The following is a 15820-nucleotide window of genomic DNA, read 5'->3' as shown; positions in this document are numbered from 1 at the left end:
GCGCTCCATCAGCTCTTGACCGAGCCGGCGGTCATGCCCGCCAGGAAATAGCGTTGGGCAACCAGGTAAAGGACCAGAAGGGGAAGGGAACCGAGCACGCTCATCGCCATCATCTCGTTCCATTCGAAGGCGTGCTGGCCCATCAGAAGCTGAATGCCGATCGGAACCGTCCGGAGGTCCATCGACTTTGTCAGCGTCAGCGCGAAGAGGAATTCGTTCCAGGCCAGCAGGAAGGTGTAGACCGCGGTGGCGACGATCCCGGGGATGGATACGGGAACGATGACGCGCCAAAGCGCCGTCCAGCTTGAACCGCCGTCGACAAGGACGGCCTCATCCAGCTCTTTCGGCAGGGTGTTGAGATAGCCTGTCATCAGCAGGACGGCGTAAGGCAGAGTGAAGACCATGTAGGTGAGGATCAACGCCAGATAGGTATCGAAGATCCTGAAGGCGACCACCATTCCGAAATAGGGGATGAGAAGGGTGATCGGCGGAACGGTCTGGGTGCTGATGATGAAGATGTTCAAGGTGTTCTTGAACCGGAACTGATAGCGGCTGAAGCCGTAGGCGGTCACGATCGCGACGACCAGGGTCAGGCCGGTGACGACGCCGGCGACGAAGTAGCTGTTGATGAAGAACCGCACTTTCACGGGATCGTTGAAAATCGTCAGATAGGCGGCCACCGTAAAATCATCCGGCAACAGCCGCGGCGGAAGGGCGAAGATTTCCGTATTCGATTTCAGCGAACTGAAAAACATCCACACGATCGGAAAGGCCGAAAAGACCAGGCCGATCGCCAGGCCGAGATAGGTCAGGATGGTCGGCAATACCGAGCTTTTGAAGGAACGCTTTGCCATGGGTCACCTGCGCTGCTGGTGTTTGATGTAGAAGTAGGTGACGCTCATCGAGATGATGAGGATGATCATTGCGCTCGCCGAAGCCAGCGAGAATTCATACTGGGAGAAGGCGAGCTTGTAGGTGAAGGTGGAGAGCACTTCCGTCGAATAGATCGGGCCGCCGCCCGTCGTCATCCATACGAGTGGAAAAACCTGCATCGTCCAGATGAAATCGAGGAGCGCGATGCTGATGATGATCGGCATCAGTTGCGGAATGGTGATGTACCAGAACTTTTGGACTTCGTTGGCGCCATCGATACCGGCTGCCTCGTAAAGCTCCTTCGAAATGCCCTGGAGGCCGGCGAGCAGGCTGACCATGTAGAGCGGATAGCCTGCCCAGATGTTTGCGAAGGTCAAAGCATGGATGGCGGTGCGCGTGGAGGAGAACCACTCGACCTTGAAGTTGATGATATGGAGCGCCATCAGCACGCTGTTGACGACGCCGTTCGGGTCGAGCAGCAGGCGCCAGATGATGGCGATGATGACGGCCGTGAACAGCCAGGGCAGGATGAAGAGCACGCGCAGGATGCTGCGAATGAGCGGATCGACGCGGTTGGTGTTCAACAGCAGCGCGAAGGCCAGGCCGATGATGAAGTGGAAGATGACGCTCATGATCGTGAAATAAAGCGTCTGCACGACCGACTGCCAGAAGACCGGATTCTCGAAGATGGTCATATAATTCTGGACGCCCGCGAAGGCAGCGTCCTTTTTCATGATGGCGCCGTCCATCAGTGAATATTTGAAGACCATCATCATGGGAAACAGCATCAGCAGGATAAGCAGCAGGGTCGCCGGCGAAACGTAGAAATACGGCACCAGCTTCCTCAAGGTGCTGTAACGAAGCCATCCTTTTCTTCGCGCTTTGGCTTGCGCAGCGACCAGAGCCGTAGCCGAATGATTCATGAGCTGTGACTTTCCATTCTGCCGAAATTTGACGACTTGCACCGGCAGCGCCTGGTTGCGCTGCCGGTGATCCGTGAAAGCGACGTGCTTAGAACTTCGCCAGCCAAGCCTTTTCGGTATTGGCAGCTGCCTCCTTGGCTGACTGCCGGCCATCGAACATCTTCTGAACTTCGACGTTCATGTCGCGCATCAGCTCTTCGGCAACCGGAAGGCCGACGAATTCGTTCGCAGGATAACCGCTCTGGAAGATTTTGAAGGCTTCCGCGAAGATCGGGTCTGAGGCCACGAAGTCCGGCTTGGCATGGACGTTGCCGGGGAAGGCATTGGCAATCGAGACGAGACGGCCGTTGACGTCAGGGCTCATCAGGTATTCGACGAGCTTCCAGGCTTCTTCCTTGTGTTGGCTGCCCTCGCTGATGCCGATGCCCCAGGATGCATAGGGCATGCCGCGCTTGCCGGTGTAGCCGTCAGTGGCCGGCAAGGCGGAGATGCCGAAATTGAGCTTCGGATTGCGCTCGCGGATGAGGTTCACATGGGCGAGGGAATCCACCATCATGCCGACGCGGCCGTTGACGAATTCCTCGACCTTGTCCTGTTCCTTCTTGGCAAAAATGCCGGGAGAAATAACGCCTTCCTTGTTGAGGGAGGCGATATAGTCGAGCGTGCCGACGACTGCTTCATTTTCGAGGTCAGGCTTGCCGTCCTTCAGCATCGAGGCGCCGGAGGCCCAGACCCAGGACATGACGTCGTTCTGGATTCCGCTCGGAGACTGTAGGGATAGCGGCAGGACCCAGCCGTACTGGTTCTTCGAGGCGTCGGTCATTTTCTTCGCGGCTTCGGCAAATTCCGTGCGCGTGGCCGGCAGCTTGTCGACGCCGGCGGCCTTGGCGATATCGAGGTTGACGAAGACCGGGTAGACGAAGGATGCCAGCGGGAACATCACGCTCTTGCCATCGATCTTGACGATATCGGTGATCTGGCTCTTGTCGTATTTCGCCTTCTCCATCAGTTCGTCCATGGAGGCGATTGCGCCCTGCTTGGAAAGCCCGTTTACCCAGGCACCATCGAGGCCCACCACGTCGCTCAGCGTTCCGGAGGCTGCGCCGACGACGATCTGGTCACGCGTCGTGGCATAGGGACCGCTGACCAGCGTCACCTTGATGCCGGGATTTTTGGCTTCAAAATCGTTCATGATGCCGCGCAGAGCGCCCGACGGCATTTCGGGTTCCCACCATTGAATGAATTCGATGGTGGTGTCGGCAAACGCCGATGTGGCGCAGAGCGCCCATACCGCTACGGCAGCCCGCATGGTCACGCCAAATTTTCTGATATTCATCTGTGCCTCCCAAAGATTGTCAGTTAATCGATCCTCCTCAAGATCGTAGGCAAAGTAGGTTCCCTGAAGCCCCTATCTGTCAATGAAGAACTGCGATCAGGAAAAGATGGGAGGCCGGCATTCACGGCGCGTGTTGCGTTAAATCATTGATAAAAAATCATAAAATTGATTGACATCATCAGTGTTTTTCTGCAGCATTTGTATTGCTTGTGACGCATTTTTTCTTTACTTTCGTAAACAAATGAAAGTTTACCCAATAAAATGAAAAGCGTGGCACCCGGCTTCTTCACTGCAAATTTTCGAATTTTAGGTGCTGAAACAAGCGCCTTTTGCAACCGCGCGGCGCAAACGGCACAAGTCGCAAATGAAGGGAATATTTCGATTTTCGAAAGGAGGGCAGAGCCTGCACAAAAATGACGGATCACGCCGGTTATGCGTTGATTCTCGACGATTCAGGATACGAAGCTCACCTGTACAATTGCCGAATGCATGATTTGGCGCATCAGAGGATCGGCCGTTGTGCGAAATCGTTCCCGATCAGTTGTCGTCGTCCCGCCAATAAGGAATTGAATGGCCAAGAAAAGCTATAAATCGATGGACGACTTCGCGAGCGCCTCCGGCGTATCGCGTCCGACCTTGTCGAAATATTTCGATGATCCCTCGCAGATCAAGGAGGTGACCCGCAAGCGTATCGAGGCGGCTCTCAAGAAGTCGCATTTCGAGCCGAATCTTTTCGCGCGGCATCTCAATCGCAAGCGGACCAGGAACATCGGGATTCTGGTCCCGACCATGTCGGATCCCTTTTATGTGCAGGTCGTGTCGCTGATCGAGCTGGAGTTGCGTGAAAAGGGATTCTGGCCTGTTCAGATTTCTTCGCATACGCGGCCGGAGCTGGAGGCGGAGGCCGTTCGGACCTTGCTCTCGCTGAAGGTCGCGGGTGCGATCGTGGCACCGCTCGGAGCCGGTTCGCGCCGTTCCGCGCTGGAAAGGCTGAGGGATGCCATACCCGTCGTCTGCTTCGACAATCCTGCCGACGCCGACCTTCCTTATGTCGGTAACGACAACGCGCAAAGCATGGCAGCCATTGTGCAATATCTCTGCCGGTCCGGTGAGCCGCCGATCTTCCTGGAAATTCCGCATATGACCGAAAATGCCGGCGAGCGGCAGGCGGGCTACCGCGCGACCATGGCGAGGGAAGGGCATTCACCGCTGGTCATCGATTGCGACGCACCACCTTCCTGGGAATTCGAGCGTCTCGGATACGAGCAGATGCAGAGAATTCTTGCAAATGGCGGTCTTCCCGGCAAAACGCTCCTATGCGCCAACGACCGCTTCGCTTTCGGCGCGATGGCAGCCGCATTCGCTTCGGGACTGAAAATCGGCCGCAGCGACGCGTGCGACGTGCGCATTGCCGGGCACGACGATCACCCGCTTAGCCGATATACCTGTCCGTCGCTGACGACGATGGCCCAGAACGCGCCCGAGATCGCCGCGAAATCCGTGGAGCTTTTGCTGGCGCATATCGAGAGCGAGGATGATGGAACGACCCCTGTGACGAACAAGGTGATCCTTGAGGCAACGCTTGTTATGCGCGAGTCGGCTTGAGGCCGGCACGGGTTTCCGCTTCAACGGGCAAGCGCTGGGTCCATGGCGCGCCATGCCGCTGCGATGGCTTCGAGTGCCTCTTGCCCCTCCGGAATGGCTCGTCTCTTCGATACGAAGCCATGGATCTGTCCGGGCCAGGTCCGGGTCGTTGCCTTCGCCTCGGCGCTGAGCCGCTCGGCATATGCGGCCCCTTCGTCGAACAGCACGTCATGTCCGGCAAGGATCAAAAGGGCCGGTGCCACGCCCGCCAGCGACGCTACGGTAAGCGGCGAGGCGCGCCAGTCCCACCGGCTCGCGGCGTCGGGCAGATAGTGGCCTCGGAACCATTTCATCGCGGCTGCCGTCAGGCCGAAACCCTCTTCGTAACGTGAGTAGCTGTCGCTTGTCTGCAACTGGTCGGTCACCGGGTAGATCAGCACCTGTCCGATGACAGCCGGCACCTGCCCGTCGCGCGCCAGCAGGGCGACGACGGCGGCCAGATTGCCGCCGGCGCTATCGCCAGCGACGATAACCCGCAAGGGATCGATGCCGAGCGCATCCGCCTGCTCCGTGATCCAGACGAGTGCGGCGGCGCAGTCGTCAATGGCAGCGGGAAAGGGATGTTCCGGGGCCAGGCGATAGTCGGGTGAAACCACGACGGCACCTACCATATTGGCAAGCGTCCGGCAGATATCCTCATGGGTTTCCGGCGCTCCGATCACAAAGCCGCCGCCATGGAGATAAAGCAAGGCCGGTGCGCCCTGGCGCGGCGCGGTCCGTCCGCGCCATATCTTCAACCTGATTGCGCCGATGTGCCTTTCCAGGATCTCGGCCACGTCTTCGAGTGGCCGCTGGATGTCTGCGAAACTATCCAGATATTGCTGCCGCGCCAGCGCCGGCGTGCAGTTTTCGACCGGCGTTTCCGGATCCCCAGGCCACGCAAGCGCGCGTTTGGCGGATTCATCCAGTTGTGTCATGCCAGCAAACTCCTCGCTTCGTCTTCCCGCAATTCCCTCGGCTGCGCGACGGTACCCGAAATGGTCTGCGCAATACCCGTTTCGCCGGCACGCAGGATCGCTTCCATGACTTCGAGTACATGCAGCGCGAGATCGCCCGAAGCGCGCGGCTTACGGCCTTCGATGATTGCGCGTGCGAGATCGGCAAGACCAAGCATACGATAGTTGGCACGATCAGGCGCTGCGATGGGCCAATTGACGGCACCGAAAAGTTCGCCTGATGTATCCGTTTCCTGCCAGGGCGCGCCGCGGCCGGAGAGCGCGACGGAGCCGCCGAAATTGTCGGGGTCGGGCAGGCGCAGCGAACCTGCGGTTCCGTGGAGCTCGATGGGGTGGTTGGAGTGGCGGAATACGTCCCACGAGGTACCGAAGGTGACCGTGGCGCCGCAATCGAATTCCAGCAGTGACAGCACGCTGGTCGGCGTGCCGACCTTGAACGTGGTGCCCTGTTTCGGCCCTTCGGCGGTGATGAGCCGCTCTTCCTGCCCGCTTGTGGCGACGGCCTGCACACGGCGGATCGGCCCCATGAGATTGACCATCATCGTGAGATAATAAGGCCCCATATCCATCAGCGGGCCTGCGCCGGCCTGGTAATAAAAGCTGGGATCCGGATGCCAGTGCTCCATGCCGCGCCCCATCATGAAGGCTGTCCCGGTCACCGGCCTGCCGATGGCGCCGGCTTCCATCTGCCGCCGGGCATGGCGTCCGGCCGCGCCCAGGAACGTGTCTGGCGCCGAGCCGAGCATGAGGCCCTTGGCGGCGGCGGCATCCACCAAGCCGCGTCCTTCTGCGGCCGTGACGCCGAGCGGTTTCTCCGTGAAGACATGCTTGCCTGCCGACAGAGCCCGCATCGAAACGTCAAAATGCGCGGCCGGGATCGTCAGGTTGAGGACGAGGTCGATGTTCCTGTCGTCAATGAGGCTATCGACGTCAGCCGCGCGCAAATTGAACTCCGCCGCGCGACGCTTGGCGGCGTCGGCGTTGAGATCTGCACAGGCGGTGATTTCGACGCCGCAAAACAGCGGCGCGTTGCGCATATAGGCAAGCGAAATATTGCCGCATCCGACAACGCCGATCCTGAGTTTCATATCATTGGTCTGTGCCATCTAGGAACCTGGTTTTGCCGTCGCGGCTGCGGAGAGTTGAGGGTGCGTAACGTTTTAAGCGCAGGGAATAAATTATATTGACGCACGGTAACATTTGACCGTACGTAATGACAAGACGCTGGGATCGCAATCCCCGATGAAGAGTTGCCGTTTCCGGTTTTCGATCCGCCTCTCGGCGGAAGGGGCTTTCGGCAGACGCGGTGAAACGCGTGAGATTGTGGATGCTTACGGCTTCGGTATCGGCTGCGATCAACGAACAGGTCAGGACCAAGATATGAAAAATGCTGAGTTGCAGATCGGTTGCCAGACATTTACCTGGGAGATGCTGGGGACAGATTGGGGCGGCGGTCCGGACGATCTGGTGCGCGCCATTGCCGATGGCGGATATGCCGGTATCGAAATCACCGACACGATGATCGGTCACTACGCGCTCAAGCCCGCCGCCTTTGCCCGCACGCTGACGGATGCCGGCTTGGCGCTGGTCTCCTTTGCCTTCGGCTCCGCCAGCGGGTTCACGATGGCGGAAAAGATTGCCTCCGATCTCGACACGGCGCGGCGGTGGGTCGATTTCGCGGCGAACTTTCCCGGTGCGATGGTATCGATGGGGTCGGCGACGGTCGTCTCGGATGGTCCGCTCGATGAGAAGTTTGCCATCGCGGCGGAGTGCTACAATCGTGCGGCCGAGATCGGACAGTCGGCTGGCGTCGTTGTTGCTGTCCATCCTTCCTCGCACCACAACACGCTCCTGTTCACCCGGAACGACTATGACCGCCTGTTTGTTCTCTTGGATCCACACGTGGGTTGGGTGCCGGATACCGGGCATATCCTGCGTGGTGGCCAGCAGGTCGGCGATACGCTGGCAGCCTACCGGGACCGGATCCGCTACGTGCATCTGAAGGATGTTGACGCCGGCGGGACTTGGGTGATGCTGGGCGAAGGCGTCTGCGACGTGCCCGCCGTGATTTCGGCCGTTCGGGATGCGCCGAACTTTATCAGCTGGATCGTGGTGGAAGAAGAATCGGACCATGCCGGAACCAATCCTGCCGCAGCCGTTCGCGCCAACCGCGAGACGCTTCGACGTCTGGGGTTTTAGCCCATCTCGTATTCCGTGGCGTCGGCCAAAGCTATTCGTCGACGCCAAAGCCTCTCCTGTCTCTCTTGTAAATTGGAGAGGTGGACTGCAGGTCACGCGTAGCGAACCTCCACGCCCAGCTTGTCCAGCCGGTGGCGAATGCTGTGCGGCATGTTGCTGTCAGTGATGATCAGGTCGACGCGCGACAGCGAGAAGGCTTTGGAGGAGGCGCCGATGTCAAATTTGCTCGAATCCGCCACGAGGACGACACGCCGGGCCATGCGAACCAGGTTGCGCTTGGTCCGGGCGATGTCCTCGGAGACATCGACGACGTCGAAGGCCTGATCGATCGCGTGGGCGCCGACAAAGGCCTGGTGGGCGACGAGGCCGCCGACCGCCTTGTCGGAATCCTGTACGATCGTGCTCACGGTGCTGGGAAATACGCGACCGCCGATCATGTGCACGTCGAGCCCCGGCCGGTACATCAGATGCTGGGCGATGTTCATCGCCGTTGTCGCAACCACGACGTTGTTGACCGGGGGCATCTGCATGGCCACCTGCAACAGGGTCGAACCGCTGTCGAAGACGATCGACTGATTGTCGATGATCTGTCGCGCAGCCATCTGGGCGATGCGTCGCTTCGCATCGAAATTGCGCTGCATGCGTTCCTCGAAGGCCGCTGCCGGCGAGTCGGACGGCAGGGCGATCGCCCCGCCATGTGTTTTGATCAGCTGCTTCTTGGCGTCCATGATCTCAAGGTCGGAGCGGATCGTTACTTCCGAGACTTCGAAGAATTCCGCGAGCTGGCGGGTGCGAGCCTGGCCGACCCGTTGAAGTTCCAGCATGATCTGCTGCCGCCTCTGTTCTGCAAGCATGTGTGATCCCGACTGCTGTTATTTGCAACAATGCGACTTTTGAAAAACGAAAGTTCGCCGGCTCTTTCCACGTCTCTTGCTGCAGAAATAGCCGTTCGATGACAAAAATGCACGTCAAAAATTCATCATTCATGTGAAAACGAAAGAAATCGAAATATTGAATATTTGTTTGTTTTCGAGTTAGGGTTTTGCCAGCATCGGCGCCAGCAATCGCAAAGGCTGCCATCACAAAGGAAGTATCGCCATGGGTCTCGGAACCAAAGTCCGCCTCGCACGCCTGTTCTCGAACCCATCGGGTCATCTGTTCGGCGGCGCCGTCGATCATTTTGTCGGTTATGGCAATGTGCGTGAGGGCGGGCTTGCCGACCTGCCGGGTGCGCTCAGACGCGTCATGGCGGGAGGGCCTGACTACATCAGTATCCAGCCCGGCGCGGCGCGCCACCTCTGGTCGGAATATGCCGGAAAGGCAGCGCTGGTCATCCAGGGCGGTTGCTTTACCGCCGACGACCGCATTCGCCAGCTCATTGCGACCCCGGAAGACGCAGTGCGTTATGGTGCGGACGCACTGGCTGTCGCCATTCCCGTGCGCGGTGCCACCGAAGGAGAGTACATTCGCTGGCTCACCGATACGGTCAACGCCGCCGCCCGCTTCGAGATGCCGGTCGTCGCCCATGTCTATCCCCGTGATTTCTCCGACGGCGGCAAGATCGTATTCACGCCGGATGAGATTGCCTATGCGGTGCGCATCGGCTTCGAGGCTGGCGTCGACGTTATCAAGGTCGGCTATACCGGCGATTTCGAATCCTTCCGCGAGACGGTCGCGACCTGCCCGATTCCAGTCGTGATCGCAGGCGGCCCGAAGACCGATACGCTGCTCGGAGCGCTCGTCCAGACCTCGGAAGCATTGCGTGCTGGAGCCAAGGGCGCGGTCGTCGGTCGCAACCTTTGGGGTCACGGCGATACGACCATGGCCGCGCGCGCCTTCAAGTTCGTCATTCATAAGGGGATGACGCCGGAGGATGCGCTGGCGGCGGCCGGTGCTTGAGACATGTCGCGCCCTTTCCAGGTTCTGGGCTTCGGCGCCCTGGCAATCGATGACATCATCTATGTCGATCGGGGGCTGACGGCCGGCAAGGGGAAAGTGACGAAGCGTGCCACGGACCATGGCGGCAACGTGGCGACAGCCCTTGTTGCCGTCGCCCGGCTCGGCGGTCAGGCCGGCTTCATTGGCTGGCTCGGCGATGAGCCAACGGCCGATGTGGCGGGCAGCGAACTCGAGCGGGACGGCGTCGACATATCGCTCGCTCCCCGCCACGCGGATGCCGCGCCGATCCGCTCCGTGATCACGGTCGGCCCCGACGGCGACCGGTTCATCGCTTATGACGACGATGTGCTGCACGGCACGTCGGATGCGCTGCCCGACGACGTTTTGATGAAGGCCCCGGTACTGCTGATCGACGGCTATGCCACGCACTCCGAAAGTGTCGTAGCGCGCGCACGCGCCTTGGGTCTGGCCGTGATTGCCGATATCGAATGGACGGTCGGTTCCGCGACCGACCGGATCCTGGCTTTCGCGGACCATCTGGTGCTGCCGCTCGCCTTCGGGCAGGAATACACCGGCGAGGGTGATCCCAGGATGATCCTGGACAGGCTCTGGTCAAAGGATCGGTCCGCGGTTGTCCTCACCGACGGCGAACGAGGGACTTACCTCCGCCAGAAAGGCGATGTCACCCGGTGGCATGTGCCGGCCTATCAGGTTCAGGCGGTCGACACGACCGGCGCCGGGGATTGTTTTCACGGTGCCTACGCCCTTGCCCTCGCTAGGGGTAAGAGCCCGCTTGATTGCATTGCCTATGCCACGGCGGCGGCCGCCATTTCCGTGACCGCACGGGGAGGGCGCAGAGGCCTGCCAGATCACCAGACGTGCATGGCGTGGATGGCGGCGGAAAATGCGCCTGCGCCGCTCCCGATGCCGGGATGCCAAAAATGAGCGCGGGGCGGCGATGGGTGCTGGCGCCGGTCGGCCGCACGGGTAGAGTCTCACGGTGACGTGTCATTGAATCGCATTCAACAGCTGTGACTTCGACCACAAAAGTTACGCGCGATAAAAAATATAATTCCGCAATTGATTTTTAATTTATCAGAAAAGATTTATATTTTTCAAATAGATATTAATTTCGGCTGGTGATCTATGGCCTGTTATCCTCGATTCTTTTGTTGACTTTGAAGCTCAGTCCTGAGCCTTCTTGTCGAAAGGATCCGAGACGGCGGGGAGCGCCGTTTGAAGATGTGATCCGGACTGGTACGGGAGGACGAGACGTGGCTGTGGTTGTACTCGACAAAATCTGCAAGACCTATGGAAACAGCTACCATGCGATCAAGGATCTGAGCCTGACGATCCATGATGGCGAGTTTCTGATTCTGGTCGGCCCGTCCGGATGCGGAAAATCGACCGCTCTGCGCATGATTGCCGGGCTCGAGGAAATCAGCAGCGGAACATTGAGCATCGGCGGTCAGGACGTCGTGGATCTCGCGCCCAAGGACCGGGACATTGCCATGGTCTTTCAAAGCTACGCGCTTTATCCGCACATGACCGTCTTCGACAACATTGCCTTTTCGATGAAGCTGGCCGGAAAGAACAAGGCCGAACGCACCAAGCGTGTGCATGAGATCGCCAAGATTCTGCAGCTGGAGCCCTTGCTGGGCAACAAGCCCGCACAGCTTTCCGGCGGCCAGCGCCAGCGTGTTGCGATGGGCCGCGCCATGGTCCGCGAGCCCGCGGCATTTCTCATGGATGAACCGCTCTCGAACCTTGATGCGAAGCTGCGTGTTCAGATGCGGGCGGAGATCGCCAGCCTGCAGAGACAGCTGGGCGTGACGACGATCTACGTGACGCACGACCAGACCGAAGCGTTGACCATGGGCGATCGGGTCGCGGTGCTGAAGGGCGGCGTGCTTCAGCAGGTGGATACGCCCAAGGCTCTGTATCACCGCCCGGTCAATGCCTTTGTCGCGGGCTTTATCGGTTCGCCGTCGATGAACCTTTTCGAGGGGCGTCTGGCGAGCGGGCGGATCCATCTGTCGGGCTTCTCCATTCCCCTGTCCGACGGCGCCTTCGAGCGCAATCCCGGTCTATCTGCTTTCGAGGGAAGGGACGTGATCTTTGGGGTCAGGCCCGAGGACCTCTACGACAGTCGGTTGCCGTCAGGAGCCTCCCATCCGACGATCCCGGTTATCGTGAAGTCGATCGAGGAACTCGGCTCCGAGTTGATCGTGCATTTGAAGATCGACGCGGTCCGGATCGACTCGGGCGACCCCGATGCCGTCGAGGACCTGAGCGGTGCCGCCAACGCCGTCGCGCGGTTCGAAGCCGTCAGCACGGTCGAGACGGGCCAATCGATCGATCTGGCCATCGACCCGGCGAAATTTCACTTTTTCAATCCTCAAACGCACATGGCGCTGTGAAGTGACGAGGGAGAGCCGACACGACGGTGGCGGTCCGGCCAGACGACGTCGGCGACGTTCGATGTTTTGAAAGCATTCCATCCGACGCCGAAACCAGCATTCATCTTCAATATCCGATCCAAAGGGCTTATCGATGCCAGCAAAACAGGAACGACGTCTCCGCATCGGCGTATTGGGAGCGGGCCAGATTGCCCAGGCGGCGCACTTCGAGAGCTGTACGAAGGCAGCCAATGCCGACCTCTATGCGATTTGCGACGTCGCCGAGGATCTCCGCGAACGCATGGCCATCACCCACGGGGCGGAAAAAACCTATGGCGATTACGACAAGATGCTGGCCGATCCCGATCTCGATGCCGTGGTCATCGCGACGGCCGACGCCTTTCACGTCCCGGCTTCCCTTCGCGCCCTTCAGGCGGGCAAACATGTCCTCTGCGAAAAACCGGTCGGCGTCACCATCGAGGAATGCCTTGAGCTGAAGGCCGCAGTCGACAAGTCCGGAAAGGTGTTTCAGGTCGGGCATATGAAGCGTTTCGACGCGGGGCTCCAGGCCGCCAAATCCTTCATCCGCGATGAAATGGGCGAGATGGTCGCTCTGAAAGCATGGTATTGCGACAGCACGCACCGGTATCCGATGACCGATGCCGTGCAGCCGCTGATCGTCACCAGCGCCAATGCGCGGAAACCCTCCGCCAATCCGAAAGCCGACCTGCGGCGCTACTATATGCTTGCGCATGGTTGCCATCTGATCGACACCGCACGTTATTTCGCCGGCGACATCGTTTCCGTCAGCGCTCGCCTGTCCGAGCGAGCGGGTATCTGGTGCTGGTTCGTGGACGTGGAATTTGCCTCCGGCACGCTCGGCCATCTCGATCTCACCGTCCAGGTGCGCATGGACTGGCACGAAGGCTTTCAGATCTATGGCAAGAACGGCAGCATTTTGGGCAAGACCTATAACCCGTGGTACTACAAGACCAGTGAGGTGGACATTTTCCGGGAAGCGGACGGCGCGACCCATCGCGTGCTCGGTGCCGACGGCCATTTCTATCGCCGTCAGGTCGAAGGCTTCGCGCGCACCATTCTGGATGGCGCCGTGATGGAAGGCGCCGATATCGATGATGGCCTGGCATCCGTCCAGGCCATGGTCGCGGTTGCACGCTCCGTCGAAAGCGGCAAGGCGGTTGCGCTGGCCGACGTCACGGGTGGCGTGTGATGAAGCTCGGCATTTTCGCAAAGACCTTCGAGGGAGCGGAACCCGCAACCGTTCTCAACTCGGTCGCTGGCGCCGGGTTCACCTGCGCCCAATATAATATGGCCTGCTCGGGCCTTTCGCCGATGCCGGAGATCATCACGGAAGGGCAGGCCCGCTCGGTTGCCGAAGCGGCGCGCGCGAGCGGCGTCGAGATCGTTGCCGTTTCCGGCACCTTCAACATGATCCACCCGGATCCTGCCGTTCGCGAGGCCGGCCTTCGCAACCTCGCGACGCTGGCCGAACGCAGCGCCGGCATGTCGACCGCTCTGATCACGCTCTGCACTGGCACACGCGACCCCATCGACCAGTGGAAGGCCCACGCCGACAACAGTACGCCGGAGGCGTGGCGGGACCTCCTCGAAGCGATGGGGGCGGCCATCGAGATCGCCGAGCGCTACGATGTCGATCTCGGCGTCGAGCCCGAGATTGCCAATGTCGTCAACTCGGCTGAGAAAGCTTATCGGCTGATCACGGCGCTGAAGAGCCCTCGCATCAAGATCGTGCTCGATCCGGCCAATCTCTTCGAGGTCGCGACGCTGGATGAGCAGCGCAGCATCGTCTCTTCCGCGATCGACCTTTTGGCCGATCGGATCGTCATGGCGCATGCGAAAGACCGCAATCCTGACGGTGGTTTCGCGACCGCCGGCAAGGGTGTCCTCGACTACGGGCATTATCTCGGCCGCCTCAAGGCGATCGGCTTTAACGGCAGTCTCGTCACGCATGGTCTTTCGGCCTCCGAGGCGGCCGGTGTGGCGGCCTTCCTGAAGAATAGCCTCGACGGTAATTCTGCGGGGGCAGGAAGATGAGACGGGTGCAACCGTTCGAAACCAGCGACGGGACCATTCTCAATGTCGATATGGCGGGTGAGGGCGCGTCCGTCATATTCCAGCACGGCCTATGCGGAGACGCGGCGCAGACCGATGAAGTCTTTCCGCTCGACGCGGGTTTTCTCCGGGTCACGATCGAAGCGCGCGGCCACGGCCATTCCCAAGCCGGCAAACTGGGGCAACTGTCGATCGCGACCTTCTGCGATGATATCGCCGCCTATATCGAGAAAAACCTGGCATTGCCGATCGTGATCGGCGGCATCTCGATGGGTGCGGCGATTGCCTTGCGTCTCGCGGTCAAGCGGCCCGATCTTGTCAAGGCTCTGATCATCGCAAGGCCGGCCTGGGTGATGGCATCCGCGCCGGAGAATATGGCACCCAACGCCGAAGTCGGGCGGCTTCTGAAAACTCTGCCACCGGGCGAGGCAAAGACCACGTTCCTCGCCGGGCCGGTGGGCGTGCGGCTCGCCGCCGAGGCGCCGGACAATCTGGCCTCGCTTGCCGGCTTTTTCTCTCGCACGCCTTTGGATGTGACCGCCGAACTGCTCACCAGGATTTCCAATGACGGTCCTGATGTGACCGACGAGGAGGTCGGCAATCTCTCCATGCCGACACTCATCATCGGCCATGATCGGGACAGTATTCATCCTCTCAACCATGCGCGTGCTCTTGCCGAGCGGATCGCCGGCGCGCGCTTCGTGCAGATCACATCGAAGACCGAGAGCCGCCCGCAATACGTCGCCGACTTCCGGCTTGCCATGGGCAATTTTCTGAAGGAGCTCTGAAACAATGACAACCCCCTCCAAGACCTGGATCGCCGACCTTCCGAAGGATCGCCTGATTGCCGAATTCTCCGTCTGGTCGGCCGATCTCGTGCATCTGGCGGATGATCTGGCACGTGTCGATCCTCACGTCGACATCCTCCACATCGATGTCGCCGATGGCCATTTCGCGCCGGCCATGTTGTTTTTCCCCGATCTTGTTGCCGGTGTGCGCAAAGTGTCCGCGCGCCCGATCCATGTTCACCTGATGGTCGCTGACAGCATCCTCCTGTCGCAGATCGAGCAGTTCGCCGATGCGGGCAGCGATTTGATCAGTCTCCATGTTGAAAACGAAAGTGTCGCCGCCGAGGCTCTCGATCTTCTCGATCGCCGCGGTGTCGCCGCCGGTATGGTGCTGAAGGTCGACACCCCTGTCGAGCGCGTCGAGAAATACGCTTCCCGGCTGCGCTTTGTGACGCTGCTCGGCACGGCGATCGGCGTGAAGGGCCAGGGTCTCGACGAAAAAGCCGGAGCGCGGCTTCAGCAGGCAAAACAGATCATCGCCGGTTGCGGTGCGGCGCATCGGATCGTGCTGGCGGCCGACGGCGGTATTCGGGAGCACACCGTGCCTCTTCTGCGCCAGTCGGGTGCGGAAACAATCGTCCTCGGCTCCCTGGCTTTCAATGCGCCATCACTGGACGAGCGGATGGCATGGGTGCGCGCACTCTAACTC

Annotated in this window: 16 protein-coding genes; 9 read left to right on the top strand and 7 right to left on the bottom strand. The window is 60.1% G+C overall.

All coding sequences use genetic code 11. The features are described 5' to 3' along the window. Positions 1-8: 8 nt before the first annotated feature. The 4 genes from G9X64_RS02265 to G9X64_RS02250 form a co-directional block, all read right to left on the bottom strand. Complete coding sequence (locus G9X64_RS02265) at positions 9-854, bottom strand: carbohydrate ABC transporter permease (protein ID WP_168308216.1); 846 nt, start codon at positions 852-854, stop codon at positions 9-11. A gap of 3 nt (positions 855-857) precedes the next feature. Beyond that, positions 858-1796 carry a carbohydrate ABC transporter permease gene (locus tag G9X64_RS02260; protein WP_168308215.1) on the bottom strand — a complete coding sequence of 313 codons (939 nt, stop codon included), beginning with the start codon at positions 1794-1796 and terminating at the stop codon, positions 858-860. Between the two features lie 88 nt (positions 1797-1884). Then, positions 1885-3132: an ABC transporter substrate-binding protein gene (locus tag G9X64_RS02255; protein ID WP_168308214.1), complete on the bottom strand. Its 1248-nt coding sequence runs from the start codon at positions 3130-3132 to the stop codon at positions 1885-1887. 143 nt (positions 3133-3275) lie between these two features. Continuing rightward, positions 3276-3557 carry a hypothetical protein gene (locus G9X64_RS02250; RefSeq protein WP_168308213.1) on the bottom strand — a complete coding sequence of 94 codons (282 nt, stop codon included), beginning with the start codon at positions 3555-3557 and terminating at the stop codon, positions 3276-3278. Between the two features lie 145 nt (positions 3558-3702). Between G9X64_RS02250 and G9X64_RS02245 the strand changes: the two genes are divergently transcribed. Next, positions 3703-4737, top strand: a complete 1035-nt coding sequence (locus tag G9X64_RS02245; protein WP_168308212.1) for a LacI family DNA-binding transcriptional regulator — start codon at positions 3703-3705, stop codon at positions 4735-4737. 20 nt (positions 4738-4757) lie between these two features. Here G9X64_RS02245 and G9X64_RS02240 read toward each other — a convergent pair whose 3' ends face one another. Both G9X64_RS02240 and G9X64_RS02235 read right to left on the bottom strand, forming a co-directional pair. Then, the gene (locus G9X64_RS02240; protein ID WP_168308211.1) at positions 4758-5693 is read right to left on the bottom strand and encodes an alpha/beta hydrolase; all 936 of its coding nucleotides are present in this window, start codon (positions 5691-5693) and stop codon (positions 4758-4760) included. Further along, positions 5690-6838 (bottom strand): Gfo/Idh/MocA family protein, encoded by a 1149-nt coding sequence (locus tag G9X64_RS02235; RefSeq protein ID WP_168308210.1) that lies wholly within the window; start codon positions 6836-6838, stop codon positions 5690-5692. The genes G9X64_RS02240 and G9X64_RS02235 overlap by 4 nt, the downstream gene beginning before the upstream one ends. Before the next feature lie 274 nt (positions 6839-7112). On the opposite strand from G9X64_RS02235, the gene G9X64_RS02230 reads away from it, so the two are divergent. Then, positions 7113-7931, top strand: a complete 819-nt coding sequence (locus G9X64_RS02230; RefSeq protein WP_168316054.1) for a sugar phosphate isomerase/epimerase family protein — start codon at positions 7113-7115, stop codon at positions 7929-7931. A gap of 92 nt (positions 7932-8023) precedes the next feature. Here the strand turns inward: G9X64_RS02230 and G9X64_RS02225 are convergent, their stop codons facing one another. Beyond that, positions 8024-8785, bottom strand: a complete 762-nt coding sequence (locus tag G9X64_RS02225; protein WP_064655556.1) for a DeoR/GlpR family DNA-binding transcription regulator — start codon at positions 8783-8785, stop codon at positions 8024-8026. Between the two features lie 244 nt (positions 8786-9029). Here G9X64_RS02225 and G9X64_RS02220 point away from each other — a divergent pair, with 244 nt between their 5' ends. The 7 genes from G9X64_RS02220 (at position 9030) to G9X64_RS02190 (ending at position 15817) form a co-directional block, all read left to right on the top strand. Continuing rightward, on the top strand, positions 9030-9830 hold the full coding sequence (locus tag G9X64_RS02220) for a class I fructose-bisphosphate aldolase (RefSeq protein ID WP_128461455.1): 801 nt from the start codon (positions 9030-9032) through the stop codon (positions 9828-9830). A 3-nt stretch (positions 9831-9833) separates the two neighbouring features. Beyond that, a complete protein-coding gene (locus tag G9X64_RS02215) occupies positions 9834-10775 on the top strand; it encodes a PfkB family carbohydrate kinase (protein ID WP_168308208.1) in 942 nt (313 codons plus the stop codon). Between the two features lie 329 nt (positions 10776-11104). Further along, entirely contained in the window at positions 11105-12250 is a 1146-nt protein-coding gene (locus G9X64_RS02210; RefSeq protein ID WP_168308413.1) for an ABC transporter ATP-binding protein, read from the top strand. A 133-nt stretch (positions 12251-12383) separates the two neighbouring features. Next, positions 12384-13460, top strand: a complete 1077-nt coding sequence (locus G9X64_RS02205) for a Gfo/Idh/MocA family protein (protein ID WP_168308207.1) — start codon at positions 12384-12386, stop codon at positions 13458-13460. Next, the gene (locus G9X64_RS02200) at positions 13460-14305 is read left to right on the top strand and encodes a sugar phosphate isomerase/epimerase family protein (protein WP_168308206.1); all 846 of its coding nucleotides are present in this window, start codon (positions 13460-13462) and stop codon (positions 14303-14305) included. The genes G9X64_RS02205 and G9X64_RS02200 overlap by 1 nt, the downstream gene beginning before the upstream one ends. Then, positions 14302-15111, top strand: a complete 810-nt coding sequence (locus G9X64_RS02195; RefSeq protein ID WP_168308205.1) for an alpha/beta fold hydrolase — start codon at positions 14302-14304, stop codon at positions 15109-15111. The genes G9X64_RS02200 and G9X64_RS02195 overlap by 4 nt, the downstream gene beginning before the upstream one ends. A 4-nt stretch (positions 15112-15115) precedes the next feature. Continuing rightward, positions 15116-15817, top strand: a complete 702-nt coding sequence (locus G9X64_RS02190) for a ribulose-phosphate 3-epimerase (RefSeq protein WP_168308204.1) — start codon at positions 15116-15118, stop codon at positions 15815-15817. Positions 15818-15820 lie beyond the last annotated feature (3 nt).

Origin of the sequence: Rhizobium sophorae, assembly GCF_013087515.1 — a bacterium.
Lineage (GTDB): Bacteria > Pseudomonadota > Alphaproteobacteria > Rhizobiales > Rhizobiaceae > Rhizobium > Rhizobium sophorae.
This window is presented reverse-complemented; position numbering and strand designations above follow the sequence as displayed.

Bases quoted from the DNA above. Each gene is read 5' to 3' on its own strand.
- G9X64_RS02265 (WP_168308216.1), bottom strand. From the start codon at position 854: ATGGCAAAGCGTTCCTTCAAAAGCTCGGTATTGCCGACCATCCTGACC.
- G9X64_RS02195 (WP_168308205.1), top strand. From the start codon at position 14,302: ATGAGACGGGTGCAACCGTTCGAAACCAGCGACGGGACCATTCTCAAT.
- G9X64_RS02215 (WP_168308208.1), top strand. From the start codon at position 9,834: ATGTCGCGCCCTTTCCAGGTTCTGGGCTTCGGCGCCCTGGCAATCGAT.
- G9X64_RS02190 (WP_168308204.1), top strand. From the start codon at position 15,116: ATGACAACCCCCTCCAAGACCTGGATCGCCGACCTTCCGAAGGATCGC.
- G9X64_RS02235 (WP_168308210.1), bottom strand. From the start codon at position 6,838: ATGGCACAGACCAATGATATGAAACTCAGGATCGGCGTTGTCGGATGC.
- G9X64_RS02255 (WP_168308214.1), bottom strand. From the start codon at position 3,132: ATGAATATCAGAAAATTTGGCGTGACCATGCGGGCTGCCGTAGCGGTA.
- G9X64_RS02220 (WP_128461455.1), top strand. From the start codon at position 9,030: ATGGGTCTCGGAACCAAAGTCCGCCTCGCACGCCTGTTCTCGAACCCA.
- G9X64_RS02240 (WP_168308211.1), bottom strand. From the start codon at position 5,693: ATGACACAACTGGATGAATCCGCCAAACGCGCGCTTGCGTGGCCTGGG.
- G9X64_RS02200 (WP_168308206.1), top strand. From the start codon at position 13,460: ATGAAGCTCGGCATTTTCGCAAAGACCTTCGAGGGAGCGGAACCCGCA.
- G9X64_RS02245 (WP_168308212.1), top strand. From the start codon at position 3,703: ATGGCCAAGAAAAGCTATAAATCGATGGACGACTTCGCGAGCGCCTCC.
- G9X64_RS02205 (WP_168308207.1), top strand. From the start codon at position 12,384: ATGCCAGCAAAACAGGAACGACGTCTCCGCATCGGCGTATTGGGAGCG.
- G9X64_RS02230 (WP_168316054.1), top strand. From the start codon at position 7,113: ATGAAAAATGCTGAGTTGCAGATCGGTTGCCAGACATTTACCTGGGAG.
- G9X64_RS02260 (WP_168308215.1), bottom strand. From the start codon at position 1,796: ATGAATCATTCGGCTACGGCTCTGGTCGCTGCGCAAGCCAAAGCGCGA.
- G9X64_RS02225 (WP_064655556.1), bottom strand. From the start codon at position 8,785: ATGCTTGCAGAACAGAGGCGGCAGCAGATCATGCTGGAACTTCAACGG.